At 65.6% G+C, this 17,464-nt stretch carries 16 protein-coding genes; 1 reads left to right on the forward strand and 15 read right to left on the reverse strand.

Translation table 11 applies throughout. The features are described 5' to 3' along the window. Nucleotides 1–70: 70 nt before the first annotated feature. Nucleotides 71–1,276, forward strand: a complete 1,206-nt coding sequence (locus tag QX126_RS03615) for an alpha/beta hydrolase family protein (RefSeq protein WP_315779311.1) — start codon at nucleotides 71–73, stop codon at nucleotides 1,274–1,276. A gap of 209 nt (nucleotides 1,277–1,485) precedes the next feature. On the opposite strand, the gene ftsH is transcribed toward QX126_RS03615, so the two are convergent. The 15 genes from ftsH to QX126_RS03690 form a co-directional block, all read right to left on the reverse strand. Beyond that, a complete protein-coding gene (gene ftsH, locus QX126_RS03620; RefSeq protein ID WP_315777758.1) occupies nucleotides 1,486–3,402 on the reverse strand; it encodes an ATP-dependent zinc metalloprotease FtsH in 1,917 nt (638 codons plus the stop codon). 234 nt (nucleotides 3,403–3,636) lie between these two features. Next, a complete protein-coding gene (tilS, locus tag QX126_RS03625) occupies nucleotides 3,637–4,710 on the reverse strand; it encodes a tRNA lysidine(34) synthetase TilS (protein ID WP_315779313.1) in 1,074 nt (357 codons plus the stop codon). Nucleotides 4,711–4,772: 62 nt separating this feature from the next. Next, nucleotides 4,773–5,819 carry a tol-pal system protein YbgF gene (gene ybgF / locus QX126_RS03630; RefSeq protein ID WP_315779315.1) on the reverse strand — a complete coding sequence of 349 codons (1,047 nt, stop codon included), beginning with the start codon at nucleotides 5,817–5,819 and terminating at the stop codon, nucleotides 4,773–4,775. Nucleotides 5,820–6,021: 202 nt separating this feature from the next. Beyond that, nucleotides 6,022–6,516: a peptidoglycan-associated lipoprotein Pal gene (gene pal / locus QX126_RS03635; protein WP_315736319.1), complete on the reverse strand. Its 495-nt coding sequence runs from the start codon at nucleotides 6,514–6,516 to the stop codon at nucleotides 6,022–6,024. A gap of 278 nt (nucleotides 6,517–6,794) precedes the next feature. After that, nucleotides 6,795–7,517 carry an N-acyl amino acid synthase FeeM domain-containing protein gene (locus QX126_RS03640; RefSeq protein WP_315779316.1) on the reverse strand — a complete coding sequence of 241 codons (723 nt, stop codon included), beginning with the start codon at nucleotides 7,515–7,517 and terminating at the stop codon, nucleotides 6,795–6,797. Between the two features lie 362 nt (nucleotides 7,518–7,879). Then, a complete protein-coding gene (locus tag QX126_RS03645) occupies nucleotides 7,880–10,219 on the reverse strand; it encodes a putative bifunctional diguanylate cyclase/phosphodiesterase (protein WP_315736317.1) in 2,340 nt (779 codons plus the stop codon). A gap of 248 nt (nucleotides 10,220–10,467) precedes the next feature. Then, nucleotides 10,468–11,748, reverse strand: a complete 1,281-nt coding sequence (tolB, locus tag QX126_RS03650) for a Tol-Pal system beta propeller repeat protein TolB (protein ID WP_315779397.1) — start codon at nucleotides 11,746–11,748, stop codon at nucleotides 10,468–10,470. Between the two features lie 68 nt (nucleotides 11,749–11,816). Then, nucleotides 11,817–12,848, reverse strand: coding sequence for a protein TolA (locus QX126_RS03655; RefSeq protein ID WP_315779318.1), 1,032 nt, complete (start codon nucleotides 12,846–12,848; stop codon nucleotides 11,817–11,819). Next, on the reverse strand, nucleotides 12,845–13,324 hold the full coding sequence (locus QX126_RS03660) for a biopolymer transporter ExbD (protein ID WP_315736315.1): 480 nt from the start codon (nucleotides 13,322–13,324) through the stop codon (nucleotides 12,845–12,847). The genes QX126_RS03655 and QX126_RS03660 overlap by 4 nt, the downstream gene beginning before the upstream one ends. 39 nt (nucleotides 13,325–13,363) lie before the next feature. Next, nucleotides 13,364–14,047: a protein TolQ gene (tolQ, locus tag QX126_RS03665; protein WP_315717584.1), complete on the reverse strand. Its 684-nt coding sequence runs from the start codon at nucleotides 14,045–14,047 to the stop codon at nucleotides 13,364–13,366. A 457-nt stretch (nucleotides 14,048–14,504) separates the two neighbouring features. Then, entirely contained in the window at nucleotides 14,505–14,990 is a 486-nt protein-coding gene (locus QX126_RS03670) for a DUF2852 domain-containing protein (protein ID WP_315736314.1), read from the reverse strand. 129 nt (nucleotides 14,991–15,119) lie between these two features. Next, entirely contained in the window at nucleotides 15,120–15,845 is a 726-nt protein-coding gene (locus QX126_RS03675) for a TetR/AcrR family transcriptional regulator (RefSeq protein ID WP_315779320.1), read from the reverse strand. Between the two features lie 258 nt (nucleotides 15,846–16,103). Then, complete coding sequence (locus tag QX126_RS03680; RefSeq protein ID WP_315772332.1) at nucleotides 16,104–16,472, reverse strand: hypothetical protein; 369 nt, start codon at nucleotides 16,470–16,472, stop codon at nucleotides 16,104–16,106. Nucleotides 16,473–16,505: 33 nt separating this feature from the next. Beyond that, nucleotides 16,506–16,922 carry a YciI family protein gene (locus QX126_RS03685; RefSeq protein ID WP_315779322.1) on the reverse strand — a complete coding sequence of 139 codons (417 nt, stop codon included), beginning with the start codon at nucleotides 16,920–16,922 and terminating at the stop codon, nucleotides 16,506–16,508. Nucleotides 16,923–16,952: 30 nt separating this feature from the next. Further along, nucleotides 16,953–17,366: a YciI family protein gene (locus tag QX126_RS03690; protein WP_315772328.1), complete on the reverse strand. Its 414-nt coding sequence runs from the start codon at nucleotides 17,364–17,366 to the stop codon at nucleotides 16,953–16,955. Nucleotides 17,367–17,464 lie beyond the last annotated feature (98 nt).

Here is a 17,464-nt window from a genome sequence, read left to right on the forward strand (position 1 = left end):
CGATTGTTTACGCGCGATCTGTATCGCAGGGGTCCGAATGCAACCAACGGCGGCAGGCCGGGGAGATCCCATGTTCGTTTATCGCGCTCTCATCGCGCTGCTCGTTTGCGCCCCTTGGCCGGCCGCAAGCCGCGCCCAGGACAAGGGTCCGGTCCGCGTCTCCTCCGACGTGAGCTATGAGTATCTGGCCCGCTGGGACGTCGCCCGGCTGAACACCATCCTCACCGTCGACACGCCGAAATTCGCGGGCGTTTCGGTGACCTACACCCCGGCCCGCAACGCCGTGCGACTCTATCGCGTCACCTATGCGTCCGTCGTCCCCGAGCGCGGCAACAAGCCGATCACGGCGAGCGGCCTGCTCGCGGTGCCCGAGACCGGCGAGACCAGCCTGCCGATGGTGTCCTATCAGCACGGCACGGTGTACGGAAAGCAGGAGGTGCCGTCGTTTCCGGAGCAGTCGCCCGAGACGCAGCTGATGATCGCGCAGTTCGCAGGACAAGGCTATCTGCTGATCGGCGCCGACTATTTCGGAATGGGCATCTCGACCGAGCCGGAAGGCTACATGGTGAAGGCCAGCCATCAGCAGGCCACCTACGACATGCTGCGGGCGAGCCGCGCCGTGCTCAAGCAGATGAAGCTGACGAGCGCCAGGCTCGACATCGCCGGCTGGTCGCAAGGCGGCTTCGTGACCATGGCCTTTCTCGAGAAGCTCGAAAGCGCCGGCGTGCAGGTCGCGGCAGCGGCGACGGCGAGCGCCCCTGTCGACGTGTCCGTGGCGCTCAACGGCTTCCTGAGCTTCCCGCGCAAGAACGACGCCGCCTGGGTCAATTCGCTGTTCATCCTGTCGGCGTTCGCGTTCGAGAACTACTATGCGGTGCCGGGGCTGGCGCGCTCGGTGATCAGCGACACCTATTACGACGTCGCCCGCAAGGCCTATGAGCGCGAGCCCTTCAACGTCGCCGACGTTCCGACCGATCTGCACGAGCTGCTCAAGCCCGACTATTTCGATGCGCAGTATTTCGCGGCGTCGGCCTACGGCCGCCTGGTCGCGCAGACGCAAGCCTATCGCTGGATCATCAAGACGCCGGTGCGCAACTATTACGGCGAGACCGACGAGGCAATCTCGACCGGTCTCGGCCGGCTGGCGATGACCTATCAGCAGGCGATCGGCGCCGGCAACAGCAAGGTCGAGGCGGTGTCGACGGGACCAACCAGCCATCGCGGCACGTTCGCCACCGCCGTCCCGCAGTGGAAGGCCTGGTTCGACAAGCCGTGATGCGCGGCGCTGGAGGCGGTCCGCGGCGCGGCAACCCGTCAACGAAAGACCTGACAAACAGAACGCGCGCCCACCGCGCGCGAATCGGACTGCCGCCGGCACGACTCCAAACAAACGAAAAGCCCGGCTGTAAGCCGGGCCTGTCGTCTCTCTCGATCTTCCGGATCAGATAGGCTGACCGTCGGAAGTCCGTTGCATATCACCCTGGCTCACGCCTGCGGCTGTGGCTCCAGGCCCGGATCGGGCCGCGGCCGCGGCTTGCCGGCCGGCGGCACGGCCGACGCGCGCGGCGTCGACGGCTCGACCGCCGATTCGCGGTTCGGCTTCTTGCCCTTCAGGAGGTCGTTGATCTCCTCGCCGGTCAGCGTCTCGTATTCGAGCAGCGCCTGGGCGATCGCTTCCCAGTCGTCGCGCTTCTCGGTGATGATGCGGCGCGCCTCCTGCTCGCCGGCCTCGATCAGGCCGCGAATTTCGGAGTCGATCAGGCGGGCGGTATCGTCGGAGATGTTGGTCGAGCGCGCCACCGAATGACCCAGGAAGACCTCCTGCTCATTGCTCTGGTAGCGCACGCGGCCGAGCTTGTCCGACATGCCCCATTCCATGACCATCGCGCGGGCGAGGTTGGTGGCCTGCTGGATGTCGCCGGTGGCGCCATTGGTCACCTTCTCCGCACCGAACTTCTGCACCTCGGCCTCGCGGCCCCCGAACATCATCGCGAGCTTCGAGACGCACCACTCACGCGTATGCGAGTGACGGTCGGCCTCGGGCAGCGACTGCACCATGCCGAGCGCGCGGCCGCGCGGAATGATGGTGGCTTTGTGGATCGGGTCGTGGCTCGGGACGTTGAGGCCGACGATCGCATGTCCCGCCTCGTGATAGGCGGTCAGCATCTTCTCTTCCTCGGTCATCACCATCGAGCGGCGCTCGGCGCCCATCAGCACCTTGTCCTTGGCCTCCTCGAACTCGGACTGCGTTACCATCCGCTTGTTGCGACGAGCGGCGGTCAGAGCAGCCTCGTTGACGAGGTTCATCAGGTCGGCTCCGGAGAAGCCGGGCGTGCCGCGGGCGATGGTCTTGAGGTTGACGTCCGGCGCCAGCGGCACCTTGCGGACATGAACCTTGAGGATCTGCTCGCGGCCGATGATGTCCGGGTTCGAGACCACGACCTGGCGGTCGAAGCGGCCGGGACGCATCAGGGCAGGATCGAGCACGTCGGGCCGGTTGGTGGCTGCGATCAGGATCACGCCCTCGTTGGCCTCGAAGCCGTCCATCTCGACCAGCAACTGATTGAGGGTCTGCTCGCGCTCGTCATTGCCGCCGCCGAGACCGGCTCCGCGATGGCGACCGACGGCGTCGATTTCGTCGATGAAGATGATGCAGGGCGCGTTCTTCTTGGCCTGCTCGAACATGTCGCGGACGCGGCTGGCGCCGACGCCGACGAACATCTCGACGAAGTCAGAACCAGAAATGGTGAAGAACGGCACGTTGGCTTCACCGGCGACGGCGCGCGCGATCAGCGTCTTGCCGGTGCCGGGAGGGCCGACCAGCAGCACGCCGCGCGGAATGCGGCCGCCGAGCCGCTGGAATTTGCCGGGATCGCGCAGGAATTCGACGATCTCCTGCAGGTCCTGCTTGGCCTCGTCGACGCCGGCGACGTCCTCGAACGTCACCCGGCCGTGCGCCTCGGTCAGCATCTTGGCGCGCGACTTGCCGAAGCCCATCGCCTTGCCGGCGCCGCCCTGCATCTGCCGGGAGAGGAAGATCCAGACGCCGATCAGCGCGATGAAGGGCAGCCACGAGACCAGCAGCGACACGAACCACGGCACGTTGTCGCCGGGCGGCTTGGCCTGGATGTTGACCTTGGCGTCGTACAGGCGCTTCACGAGGTTCGGATCGCTCGGCGCGTAGGTCTGGAACGACGAGCCGTTCTTGAAGGTGCCGTGAATCTCCGGCCCCTGGATCACAACGTCGCGCACATTGCCCTGATCGACCTCGGTCAACAACTGCGAGAAGTTGATGTCGGTCGAGGACGCGCGTTGCCCCGGGTTCTGGAAGAGTGTGAACAGCGCCAACAGCAACAGGACAATAATGACCCAAAGGGCGAAATTGCGCAGATTGGCGTTCATCGATTTTCCTTCGTGGTCGCGCGGATCGCGGCCGTTCGTCCTCGGACTCATCCCTGGGTAGCCACGAGGGAATCCCCCGGTCGACCGTCTCGTAATCTAGGTACCACTCGCGGCAATGCCAAGGGAACTAGAAAGGACTATTTATCGCATCCTAGCCCGATTCCCGCTCAAAAAAAGCGCGGGAAACCGCTGCCAGGGCCGGTGGTTAAGGGTCCGCGAAAGCGACGAGCCGCTTCAAGTCGCGCCCGACCGCCGCGGCGGCGCGGGCGTGATGCGGATCGCGCCTCGCGTCATGCTTACCAGTGCACCAGCCAGGGTCTGTTTTAGCCTGCCCGGAGCAGACGTACCGCCATCGGCGTTCCCCGCAAGAGTCCGGTCCAGCCGCGCCAGCAGCGCCTCGGCCTTGCCGAGTTCCACGGGACCTTCAGTGCCAATGCGATTGATGGCGCGCATCAGCAGCCTCAGTTTGATTTCTGCCGGGAGTGCGACAAAGGCGCGCGCCTCGAAGGTCTCGCCGTGATCCGCCTGTCCGGGCCCGGTGCCGGCCGCTCGCAATGCGAGATAGCGTTCGGCGCCATCCGCCATCAATTCGATCGCGGCATTGGCCCGTCCGAGCCGGTCGGCCAGCGTCGCCAGCGTCCGGGCATCACCGCCCTCGGCGGCCAGAGCCGGCATCAGAGCGCGCAGCCGCGGCCGGGTGAAGGCGGGATCTTGATTGGTCGGATCATCTGCGAAGGGGATCCCGGCCGAGCGCAGCGTCGCCACCAGCCTGGCCTTGGCAACGTCGAGCAGAGGCCGCGCCAGCAACAGCCCTTCCCGCTCGCTGAGCGGTGCCATCGCCGCGAGCCCCGCAATGCCGCTGCCACGCAAGAGCCGCATCAGCACGGTCTCGGCCTGGTCGTCACGGGTGTGGGCGGTGACGACGTGTCCGGCGCCCGCCTGCCGCGCCGCGCGCGCCAGCAGGCGGTATCTTGCCAGGCGCGCCGCTTCGGGAATCCCGGTGTCCGGCTTCTCATCGTTCCAGCGCAAGGTCCGATGTGGAATTGCGAGCCGCCGCGCGGTCTCCTTCACCATGCGGGCTTCACGGGCGGAGTCGCGCCGCAGAGCATGGTCGACCGTCACAGCCACAAGGCGCGGCCCCTGCGCAAGCCCCGCGCGCCACCGCGCCGCGAGCCACATCAGAGCCATCGAATCCGGACCGCCCGATACGGCGAGCACCAGCACGGGCGCCGCCGAAAGCGGCGCGAACAGGCGCTCCGCTTCGGCGGCGGAGATCGCAAGATCATCTTCGGAACCGGCCTTCGACATGGCGCCGCAGCCTACCCGCCCCGTCGGTCGTAAGCGAGAGGCCTACCCTCGCCCGGGGGCGTTCAGCACTTCACCCGCTTCTGCTCGCGATCGACCGTCGCCTTCACGCCCGCCGACGCGCGCGGATATTTGCGCGTCACTTCGCCGAACGCGGCGCAGGCCGCCTCCTTCTCCTTCAGCGCGGCCAGCGACTGGCCGAGCCGGAGCAGCGCATCCGCCGCCTTGCCCGACTTCTCGTATTTCGTCGTCACGGCGAGGAAGACCTCGGCGGCATCGCGATATTGCTGACGCTGGTAGAAGCTCTCGCCGAGCCAATATTGCGCGTCGCCGACCATCGGATCGTTCGGATATTTCTGGGTGAAGTTGCGCATCGTCTGCTCGGCCAGCGCGTAGTCGCGGCGCTGCATGTAGCCGATGCCGAGGTCGTATTCGTCGCGCGGCGTCTGCCGCGGCGGCGCGGTCTCCAGTCCAACTGCGCCCGGAGCGGCGGCCGGCGGCGCACCCTGGGGATAGCGACCGCCCGTGTTGGCGAGAGTCGTGGGATCGCCGGCGGGACGGCCGGCGGCCTGGCCGCCACCCGGCTGGATCGGCAACTGGCCGCCGCCGAGCGCTTGCGGGGCGCCGGGAGCCGTCGGATTCTGGCTCGGATCGAACGCATCGCCGCGGCGGCCCCGGCCAGGGGCCGCCGGCTCCTGGACGATTTGCACCGGCGCGCCGGCCTGCGGCTGCGCATAGCCCGGCTGCTGCTGGGGAGAGGCCTGTTGCGGCTGGCCGTACTGCTGCTGGCCATATTGCTGCTGCCCGTAGGCCGGCTGTGGAGGCTGGCCGTAGGCGGGATTGGCCTGCGCCGGCGCGGCCGCGCTCGGCTGCGCCGCGGGGGCGCCGCCGGGTGCTGCGCTCTGCAGTTGCCGCAGCCGCTCCTCGAGCTGGCGATTGCGATATTGCAGCTCCTCGTTCTGACCGGTCAGTTGCCGGAGCTGGTTTTCGAGCCGCTGAATCCGGATCTCGGGATCATCGTCGGTCTGGGCGAGCGCCCGCGACGAAAATGCCTGGCACGAGAAAACGACGAGCGCTGCGAGGATCGCGGCGGCGCTCCGTGGAAGAAACATGAATGACATGCTGCCCTGACGACCGGATCGGCGAGACATTGAAAACAAGCCTGTGAGCGAGGCTGTAAAGCAGAAATGCGATAGAGACAAATGACGTTCAAGCGAAGACAAGACCAAGCCCGGACAAGACCTGCCGATCACAAACAATGAAGCCGGCGTCGATGGGCGACGCCGGCTTCATCAGCAACGGATTCGTTCAGCTTTATGAACTGGCGTTCAGGACCGTCACCGCACGACGGTTCTGCGACCAGCACGAGATATCGTTACAAACCGCCACCGGCCGCTCCTTGCCGTAGGAGATCGTGCGCATGCGGCCCTGGTCGATGCCGCGCGACACCAGGAAGTTGCGGACCGACTGCGCGCGCCGCGCGCCCAGCGCGATGTTGTACTCGCGGGTGCCGCGCTCGTCGGCATGGCCCTCGATCGTGAAGGAGTAGCGCGGATAGCTCTGCAGCCACTGCGCCTGCTTCTCCAAGGTCGCGATCGCCTGCGGCGTGAGATCGGTCTGATCGCTCTCGAAGAAGACGCGATCGCCGACATTCACGACGAAGTCCTGCTGGCTGCCTGGAGTCGCAGCGCTGGCCATCGCCCCGTCGGCCCCGGTGAGATTCTTGTTGGCGCAGGCGCCCATCGACAGCGCCACGGCCAGCACGGCGGCCAACTTCAATCCCTGGAGGATACGCATCTGATATTTCATTCCCGGAGCCTCCACGCTCACGTTCTTAGACTGCCATCCGGTCTACAGGGCGATGGTTAAGCGAACGTTCCGTCAACCTTGATGGGGTCTTGCCGAACCCCGTCAAATGCTAACGAAACCCGAAAAGCGACCGCGATGGTTAATGGGTTGTAAATGTGGCGCCAGGGTGAAGGCAAGCGGCGCGACGCCTGCAGCAGGGCGCTTTTTCGCTGAATTTGCATCAGGGCCACGGTGTGAACCGGCCAGACGGCCGAACTGGCCCCGATATCGGCCGATGATCAGCCGGCCTTCGCGACCGCCTGAATCCTGAACGAATCAGTGAAGGCGTCCGGCGCGGGACGATCGAACAGCATCCGCCGTTCGAACGCGCTCGAGCGCATGAACGGAAAGCGCTGGAACACGCGATCGCGGATCGAAGGGTAATGCGCCGCCACCAGGCCGACCGGCTTGGTGAGGCCGGAGTAGAGCCGCGGCTCACCCCATGGTTCCTGCAGGAACACCTTCTTGTAGAAGGCGCGATGCTCGGGGCGGACGTTGGCGAGACCGATGTCCGCATTGAAGTGGGCGCAGGCGACGTAGCCGAGCCGGACCGTCACATAGGGAAGCGCCGGAAACAGCCGCGCCTTCTCATGGTCGGCGACGAACCGTGTCGGGTCGATGACGACCTTCCCGCGATCAAGCTCGGGATGCAGCAAGTCGGCGAACATGTCCGAGGACAACGATCGGCGCCATTGCGAGTTCACGACGCTGATGCGGATCGAGCTGTAGAGCTCGCCATTGACGTAGACGCCGAAGATGAAGCTGTTGGGAAGATCGTCATATTCGTCGGTGACGCGTTCGCTGGGCGACGGGAGGATGGCGCCTTCACGCAGATAGGCGCGGTAGCGCAGCCGATAGATCTCGTCCTTGTCCTCAACAGTCAGCGCCAGTCGATAGTCCACGTTCTCCAGCACATCCGACTTCTGTTCAGCAACGGCACTTACTCTAGCCGCCGACTTCATCCGCAACCCCTTCTCACACAACTCCTACGAGCAGTATGAGCTTAACAGCGGGTTAATGCCGACGCAAAGCTTTCGGCGGTACAAAGTTAACGGCTCGCAGAATCCCGGAGGCGCAACCGTGACTTACGGGATTGGACGCTGCAGCGGACGGATTGCTTCGGATCACTTGCGTGTCAAATCGAAACGGATTCGCTTGGTAGACGCGTGCAATGTTTCCGAATGGTGCGACGTGGGGTTGTCACATCGCCATTCACGTGCGAGCCACGCTCGTAGAGAGGACCGACGGGATGCTACGCACAGAGCTCGCCTCCAGCGCCGGTCGATCTTCGCGGCACGTCCGCATCAAGGCGGAGGTCGGGTGATCATGCGATCGAACGTGTCCCGCCGGCGGCCGCGATCGCCCCGTCGCTCGAACGGCGCCCATGCGAGGCATTCAGGAGCTGTCGGATGCGGATTGCGGGGACGGGCCGGCTGAACAGATAGCCCTGCGCCTCGGTGACCGTGCCGTCGGCGCTGACCAGTTCGAGCTGCTCGTTGGTCTCGATGCCCTCCACCACCACCGACATGCCGAGATCGGCGGACAATCTTGCGACACCGCGCAACAGGGTCAGCGGCCGATCGCTGTCGATGCCTTCGAGGAAAGAGCGATCGATCTTGACCTTCTCCAACGGGAAGTTGTGCAAATAGCTGAGGCTCGAATAGCCGGTGCCGAAATCGTCGAGCGAAATACGAACCCCGAGCATGTGCAGTTGCGACAGCACATCGTGCGTGAGCTGGGTGTTGCGCAACAGCGAGGATTCGGTGATCTCGATCTCGAGCCGATGTGGCGGCAGCCCGGACACTTCGAGCGCGTAGCGGACCTCACTGAGCACATCGCGCTGATGGAACTGCTGCGGCGAGAAGTTGACGGCGACGCTGACCGCATCCGGCCATTTCATGCATTCGAGGCAGGCCTTGCGCAGGATCCAGCGGCCGAGATCGACGATCAGGCCCATGTCCTCGGCGACGGGAATAATGTCGACCGGCGAGACCGTGCCGCGCACCGGGTGGTTCCAGCGCAGCAGCGCCTCGCAGGTCGAGATCTTGCCGGACTTCAGATTGACCAGCGGCTGATAGAACAGCTCGAACTCCTCGTTCGCCAGCGCCTTGCGCAGATCGAGCTCGAGGATGCGACGCGCCTCGACCGTCTGGGCGAGTTCGTCGCGGAAGAAGCAGAAGGTGCCCCGTCCCTCGGCCTTGGCGCGGTACAGCGCCATGTCGGCGTTCTTCAATAGCGTGTCGGCGCTGATCCCCGGCCCAGTCATGGCGATGCCGACGCTGGCGCCGATCTCGACCAGGTGATTGTCGATCTTGTAGCGCTCGCTGAGCTGATCGACGATCCGGCGCGCCAGCATGGCCGCGTCATCGTTGGAGCGGATGTTGCGCTGGAACACCACGAACTCGTCGCCGCCGAAGCGCGCGACGAAGTCTTCCGGACGCAGCATGTCGCGCAGCCGCTCGGAGACCGCGCAGAGCAGTTGATCGCCGCAGGGGTGGCCGAGCGTGTCGTTGACCTGCTTGAAGCGGTCGAGATCGACGAACAGCAGCGCGGACAATTCGCCGTGCCGCTGCGGAATCCTGAGCAGCCGTTCGATCTCGTCGCGGAAGCTGACGCGGTTCGGCAAGGTCGTGAGCTCGTCATAGCGCGCCAGATGCGAGATGCGCGCCTCCGCATGCCGGCGCTCGGTGATGTCCTCGAGCAGGACCACTGCGCCGCCGTCGGCCATCGGCTGGAAGGTCCAGGACAGCGACCGATCGCGCGCGACGTCGGGATCGCTGGTAATGACGTTATGGGTCTTGGTGTGCTCGATCTCGGCCAGGATCAACCGGCCGCTCGAAGCGGAGATCGAGCCTGCGATCACGCAGGCGTTGATGATGTCGGCCGCCTTGCCGCCACGCTGCAGGATGTCATCCGGCAGGCTCATCATGTGGCCGAAGCGGTGGTTCATCACGGCCAGACGCCCGTCGGAGCGGAACATGCACAGGCCGTGCGGCATGTTGTTCAGGGCCGTATCGAACTGCTTGGCCAGCGCAGCCTCGCTTTCGCGCGCCACGAAGGCCTGAACGAAGATCCTCTGCAGATTGGTCGAGATATGTTTCAGCGACACGAAGAACAGGACGCAGAACGCCGCCATGCCCAGGTAATAAGGGCTGCCGTGGATCGCGAGAGCCACTGCAAGCGGTCCGCAGGCGAGCAGGATCTGGACATGGAATATCCAAGGCCGCCCGTAGGTCCGGCCGGCGCCCGCCGACATGTAGCAGAGCGTCACCGTGATCGCGATCAGGTGCACCACCGGGTCGCTGTTGTCGACAAGGGCGACTACGCACCACACGCCGAGCACCAGCGCATAGATCATGGCGCCGATCTGGTAGCGAACCTCCCAGCGCTCGACCGCCTCCTGCGTGAGGCGACCGTTGTCGCAGAGGCTCCGATAGTAGCGCATGTCGAGCGAACGGAACGCCCCTGCGATGATCAGCATCGCGGCACACGGCCACAGATTGACGTCGCCGCTCTTGATCGCGGTCATGACGGCGGCGACGGCGGCGCAGAGTGCGCCGGCGAACATCGGGCCGGGATCCTGGAAGAGGGAGTCGACGAGAGCCGCCTGGATCGCAGGCGACAACTTTCGATCGTCTTCTCCATTCTGAGTGGCAAGCTGCATTCGTGCGCACGCGTCCTGTTCGGTGCACAAACATTACCGCTCGCAGGTGAAGTCTTTCTGAGGGAACATCGTTAGCGGAGCGTTTCCGCGCTCGCGAAATGCACGAATTCGCTCGAAAATTCAGAGAACTAGGCAAACACTACCCGGCTACTACAACTAATAGTTCCACCTTTCCACAGAACACGCCTCGCGCGACTCGAAAAATCGCGTCCACCACGACGTGAGCGGGCCCAGAGCCTCGCTCACCGTCACGACAACAGCGGCGACCAGGCCGGATCCGAGGCGAAGCCCGGCGTCGGCACCTTCTGCTCGAAGCGGCCGGAGACGTCGATCGAGTACAGCGACGGACCGGCGGTGCCGCCGGGGTCACGGAAGAACATCAGCACGCGGCCGTTGGGCGAGAAGGTCGGCCCTTCGTTGTGGAAGCCGGCGGTGAGGATGCGCTCGCCCGAGCCGTCCGTCTTCATGATGCCGATCGCGAACTGGCCGCCGCCCTGCTTGGTGAAGGCGATGAAGTCGCCGCGCGGCGACCACACCGGCGTCGAGTAGCTGCCCTCGCCGAACGAGATGCGCTGCGCTGCCCCGCCACTGGAGGACATCACGTAGATCTGCGGCTTGCCGCCGCGATCGGACTCGAAGCAGATCTGGCTGCCGTCCGGCGAGTAGCACGGCGAGGTATCGATCGCCGGCGTGTCGGTGAGCCGCGTGGTCGTGCGCGAGCGCAGGTCCATCACGAACAGGTTGGAGTTGCCGCCCTGCTGCAGGCTCAGGATGATGCGCTGGCCGTCCGGCGAGAAGCGCGGCGAGAACGACATGCCGGGGAAGTTGCCGACGATCTCGCGCTGGCCGGTCTCGATGTTGAACAGATAGACCTTCGGGTCGCCCTGCCCGAACTCCATGTAGGTGATTTCCTGGCTCGACGGCGAGAACCGCGGCGTCAGCACGAGGTCGGCGCCGCGGGTGAGATAGCGGACGTTGGCGCCGTCCTGGTCCATCAGCGCGAGCCGCTTGACGCGGCGATCCGACGGGCCGCTCTCGTCGACGAACACGACGCGGCTGTCGAAATAGCCCTTCTCGCCGGTCATCTGCGTGTAGATCTGGTCCGAGATGATATGCGCGATGCGCCGCCAATATTCCGGCGCCGTCACATATTGCTGGCCGGTGAGCTGCTGGCCCGAGTTCGGGTCCCACAGCCGAAACTCCGCCTTCAGGCGCCCGTCCGGCTGCCGCGTCGCGCGGCCCGTCACCAGCCCGCGCAGGTCGAGCGGACGCCAGCTCGCGAATTGCGGCGGCGCCTCGAAATTGCTGATGCGCTCGGGAAACGCAGCCGGGTCGACCGGCACGAACAGCCCGCTGCGCTTCAGATTGTTGGTGATCACCTGCGCAATGCCATTGCCGACATCGGCATCCCCTGCCCCGCCGGGCACGAAGGGCGGAACGGCGATCGGGATCGGCTTGAACTCGCCGCTCGGGATGATCTCCAGGCGTTTTTGCTGGGCGAGCGCGGGCCCAGCGCCCAGCGTCGCCATCGCGGCGCCTCCGGTCAGCAACAGCTGGCGCCGCGTGAAAAATCCGGTCGTGCGCGTTGGAGGTGTCGTCAAGTTCGGCCTCGCATCGAATTCATCATTTTGAGATTGAATGTCGTCGGTACGAGCTTCCACTCATTGTACCGGTTCTTCGGCAGGAACGAATAAGGCTGGCAATTCTCCACCGCGCGCTTGGCATTCTCCGCCATGGCTACGCTGACCCGCGACGGTCCTCGCGTCCCAACGACGGCCGGCACGGCGGCCAGCGATCCATCCGGACGCAGCTGGATGTCGATATCGACCTCGATCTTGTCCTCATCGACGCCGGTATAGGGAAGATTGAAGCAGCGACCGACCGCCTGCTGGAATGCGATCTGCCAGCTCGCGACGTTGCTCTCAGCCGTTCCCTGCGTTGCGCCCAGCGCGGCATTGGCGTTGAGCTCCGCCCCCGTGGCAGCCTGCCGCGTCGGGTCCTTCTGATTGATCAGGCTCGCGATCTTCTCGGAGTCGTATTTGCGCTCGCTCTTGTGCTTGGGCGGCTCCGGCGGCGCGGCGGCGGCCTGCGGCTTCGGCGGCTGCTTCGCCTTGTCCTTGTTGAGCACGCTGGCGATCTGGTCCGGATTGAACGGATCGGGCTTCTTCTCTTCCGGCTTCGGCTTCTCGGCCGGCGCGGGCTTCGGCGGCTCCGGCTTCTTTTCGGCCACCGGCTTCGGCGTATCCGGCTGCTTCTCGACCGGCTTCGGCGGGTCGGGCTTCTTCTCGACCGGCTTCTCCGGCTTGGGCTGCGGCGTCGGCGCGGCGTCGGTCTCGGTGACCTGCTTGGTGTCGACCTTGCCGACGATGTCCTCGGTCGGCTTCTTCTCGCCGATCTTGTCGGCCAGCAGCTTCTGGGATTCCTTCTTGCCCGTCAGCGCGCCGGCCTTGGCCTTGGACGAGTTGTCCTCCGAGATCACGTCGACGGGCACCAGGTCCTCCGCCGGCACCACCATCGAGCGCGCGGAGAAGCTGAACAGACCCCAGCACAGCACGAGCACGTGCAGGGCGACGGACAGCACCGTCCCCTTGCGCGTGCGAACGAACCGGATGAGGTCTGCCGACGTCATGAGCCCTGATCCGGCAGCACGACGATGCTGGCGCGATAGCCGGCGTCGCGCGCCAGGCCCAGCACCTTCATCATGTCGGAGTAGCAGGCGTCGCGGTCGCCGCGGATCTTGACGACGTTGTCGGCGCCACCGGCGCCCGCCTCCTTCATCGCCTTGATCTTCGGCCCAAGCTCGTTGATCGCGATCGGCGAGTCGCCGAGATACACGTCCACCTTCGACGCGCAGCCGCCGCCGGTCTTCTTGACGGTGACCTCGAGCGGCGGCTTGGCGTCGGCCGTCGAGGCCGAGCCGCCTTGCGCCTGGGGCAGGTCGACCTGGATGTTGACGGTGAGCAGCGGCGCCGCGACCATGAAGATGATCAGCAGCACCAGCATGACGTCGACCATCGGCGTGACGTTGATCTCCGCCATCACGGCCGCCTTGCGCCGACCGCGGCGACCACCGCCGCCGGACGCGCTGCCCATGCTCATGCCCATGCTGTGGTACTCACGATCCGAATGCCACTATACCTGCCCTCATCCCCGCTCGTCGATCTGACGGGACAAGATGGCTGAAAATTCATCTGCGAAGCCTTCCAACCGCTGCGCCTGCCGGTTCACCTCCGAAGAGAACTTGTTGTAGAAAATCGTCGCCGGGATGGCCGCTATCAGGCCGATGGCGGTAGCGAACAGCGCCTCCGCGATGCCCGGCGCGACCACCGCCAGAGAGGTGTTCTTCGAAGCCGCGATCGCCTGGAAGCTGGTCATGATGCCCCAGACCGTGCCGAACAGGCCGACGAACGGGCCGGCGGAGCCGACCGTGGCGAGCACCAGGAGACGGCGTTCCAGCCGCTCGACCTCGCGCGCGATCGACACGTTCATCACCTTCTCGATGCGCATCTGCAGCCCGGCGAAGGAGCGCGCATGGCCCTCGAACGAGCGTTTCCATTCCCGCATCGCCGCCACGAAACACGCCGCCATCGACTGCGTCGGCTTCGCCGACAGCACCCGATACAATTCCTCGATCGATTCCCCGGACCAAAAGGCCTGCTCGAACCGATCCATCGAGCGGCGGGTCCGCGAGAACAGGAACATCTTGTCGATCGCAATCGCCCAGACCCAGATCGAGCAGGAGATCAGGCCGAGCATGATGATCCGAACCACCCAGCCGGCATTGCCGAACAGATCGATCAGGGACAGGCCGCCGCTATCGACAGACATCTGCAGTATCCTCTCAACCAATCATCCCGGGACGCCCGGGACCATGCAGCCGCCGTTCCATGCCGGATGCCGTCGCGGCGGAAAGCGCCTGCGCGAGAAAACCCTGAACTGATCGCTTTAAGAGGCCCGCCGAAGCCATAAGCGGCCTGCTTCCTCTGCCAACGTGTCAAAACAAGGGCTCTTGGCGCGCGTAAGCGCCCCTTAACCAAACCCCCTCCGGGGTTAAGGCGGGGTTACCGCGGAGTATTGCCGAGGTCAAAGGTCCAGCCGGACCAGCCAGATAGAGCCTTTGTGATCAGCAGCTTGACCATTTTGGCCGCCAGCGGGCAGCGGCCAGCCGCCGCAGGCGGGCGGTATCGGAGAACGCAAAACGCCCGCCGGCGGGGGAAACCGCAAGCGGGCGTCTTATGCCGTCAGGGCGGGGGCTGAAAGCCCTGCGCCGTCAGGTGAGAGGCGATCAGCTCTGCGGCTGGTCGTTCGGCGGGGTCGGACGCGGCTTGTGCTGGGCCATGAACGCGTCGAACTCCTCCTTGTCCTTGGCGTGGCGCAGCCGGGTCAGGAAGTCGCGGAACTCCTGCTGCTCCTCCTCGAGCCGCCGCAGGGTCTCCATGCGGTACTCATCGAAGGCGCGGTTGCCGCTCGAAGCCGGCTGCGAGAACCCGAAGCCGAAGCCGCGGCGCTCCATCTTGTCGCGCATGCGGTCCATCTTCCACTGCATCCGCTCCATCTTGTTCGACCAGCGATCACCGCCGTTCCAGCACGCCATCTTTCTGCTCCCGAGTGTAAAAAAGAGAAGGGCAAGTCCGATCGGCCACCAGATGATGAAGCCGAGCACGGTCACGGCGATCCAGCCGGGATGCCAGGGCGACTCCATCATGCGGGGCCGGTACCTCTGCTCCTCCTCCGAACCGCGCCATCGATTGACATCTGCGGTGTAGGCCATCTCCCTCTCCATTCGCGGCGCCATGCCGTGTGAATGTAAATAACATTTACATAGCTAGCTCAACCCGGGATTTTGTCAAGGCGACCGCCTGACGCGTCGCTCGAATTATTTTTCGGCGTTCCTTGAACCTTATTTCGGGCGGCCCCAGGGCCCTGCCGGCTTGTCATCGTCCGGCAGCGGCGGCGGCTCGGCAGCGGAGGACGGCGCAGGCCGGCGGTCGGTCGGGAAGCCGAGCCCGCGCAGATAGATCAACACCTCGGCCTCCAGCAGCTCCTCGGGCGACATCGGCAGCTTGCGCCGGGCGGCATCGCCGCGCGCGAACAGCGAGGCGATGCCATGCGCCATCGACCAGATGTGCAGCGCCATCATCAGGGCCGGCGGCCGCGGCACCCCGGGCGGCGCCAGCGCCGCCAGCCGCTCCGCCGCAGCACGGATGACGCCGAAAGCGCGCTCCCCCGCCGCCAGCAGACCCGCGGTGGAGTCGGCCGGCACACCGGATTCGAACATCGCCGAATAGAACGCAGGCTCCGAACGGGCAAATGCGAGATACGCCTTGCCGACGCGCTCGAACGCCGTGACGGTGTCGGGCCGGCCGTCGTCCCACGCCGCCGAGAGCTGCGCCTCGAACTGCTCGAAGCCGCGCTGGGCGATGCTCGACAGCAGTTCGTCGCGGTCGCGGAAGTGGCGATAGGGCGCGGCCGGGCTGACGCCGGCCATGCGGGCCGCATCGGCAAAGGTGAAGCCGGCAGCCCCCTTCTGCGCGATCAGGTCGAGCGCCGCCTGCAGCAGCGCCTCCTTGAGGTTACCGTGATGATAGCCGCGCTCGGCGCGGCGCTCTTCCTTGCGCCAGCTCATGTAAAAGGCTTTTACATGAGCTGGGTCAAAGGAAGCCAGCGACTTTTGGGCGGGGTCAGCCGCCGATGTGCGCGGGGGGCCGTCCCGTCGTCCCGTTAAGCCCCCAGCGAAACAGGCGCCACCCTCGCCTGGAGGGTCGCGCAAGGGGCAGGCTGGCACCGAAGTCGCCGCGAGATCAGCGCGCCCGGCACAAACGCCGGGCGCCGAAGCAAGCGCGATGTTCACCTCAGCCGACGTTCCGCCCTGCAGGCCGCTCAACTAACCGCCCGGAATCGGCAGCACCGGCATGATCTCGACCCGCTCGCCCGGGAAGATCGCAAAATGCGGATGGTTGACGAACATCTTCGCGGCATCCTCGTGCGACGCGGCGCGGACCACGGTGAACGCGCCCATCTCGTTGGCGATGTCGTTGACGCCGCCCTTGTCGACCCGCTTGGTCTTGCCGAGCGGCCCGCCCATCGCGACGATCGCGTCCTTGTATTGATCCGCCCAGGCATGCCAGGCCGCCATGCCCTGCTGCCCCCTGGCATTGCGCTCCGTTTCGGACAGCGCCTCCCAGGCTTTCCAGGCCGGACTGGTCTTGCTGCCGAGAAAGACGGCGAGATAGGTGTTGCTGTTGTCGCTCATTGCACTTCCCTCTCCTGCTGTGAAACGGATCGATCAGACACGGCCGGCATGCGGCAGCTCGGCGAAGCCGGCCGCGGCCTGCTGCACCTCCTCGGAAAAGTCGGCCATCTCCTGGACCTGGCGAATCTCGATGATCTCGTTGTCCGAGGCCGGGCACTGCTTGGCCCAGGCGATCGCCTCGTCGCGCGAGGCGACCTCGATCATCCAATAGCCGCCGAGCACCTCCTTGGCCTCCGCGAACGGGCCGTCGGTCACCACAGGCGTGCCGCCCGCGAACGAGACCCGCGCCCCCATCGACAGCGGATGCAAGCCCTCCAGCGTGATCAGCACGCCGGCGTCCTTCAGGGCCTCGTTGTAGCGCATCATCGCTTTGACGCGCTCGGGATCGAGCTGCACGTCCGGCGGCGCGCTCTCATAGCCGAGCGGGATCATCAGCATCATGAATCGCATGGCGTTCCTCCTCTCCTGATCAGGGTCGGTTCAGCTCTTGGCGGCCTGCGCACGCAGCCGTTCGACCCGCTCACGCAATTCGGGCGTGAACGTCTCGCCGAAATCCTCCGCGGCATAGACCTGGCGGATCTCGATCTGGCCGCTCGGGAACGGCGCCCGCTTCATATGCTCGATCACCTCGTCGAGCGAGCCGGCCTTGAGCATCCAGAAGCCCGCCGCGAGATCGCGGGAGAGATCGAACGGACCGCGCGCGACGCTCGGCGTCCCGTTCGAGAAGTCGATGCGCGCCCCCTTTGCGGTCGGATGCAGGCCCTCACCCGCCTCCATCATGCCGGCCTTGACCAGTCCCTCGTTGAACCGGCCCATCGCCGCGAACTCCTCGGTCGTCGGCAGGATTCCGGCTTCGGTGTCCCTGGTCGCCTTCACGATCACCATGAACCGCATGGCGCCTCTCCCCTGATGCTGTCCGGCAGGACTGCCCTGCCCTCATCAGCAAGACGATCCGGCCCTGGTGCCGCCGACACGCTCCCGCAATTATTTTG

This window comes from Bradyrhizobium sp. SZCCHNPS1003, from assembly GCF_032381555.1.
Classification (GTDB): Bacteria; Pseudomonadota; Alphaproteobacteria; order Rhizobiales; family Xanthobacteraceae; genus Bradyrhizobium.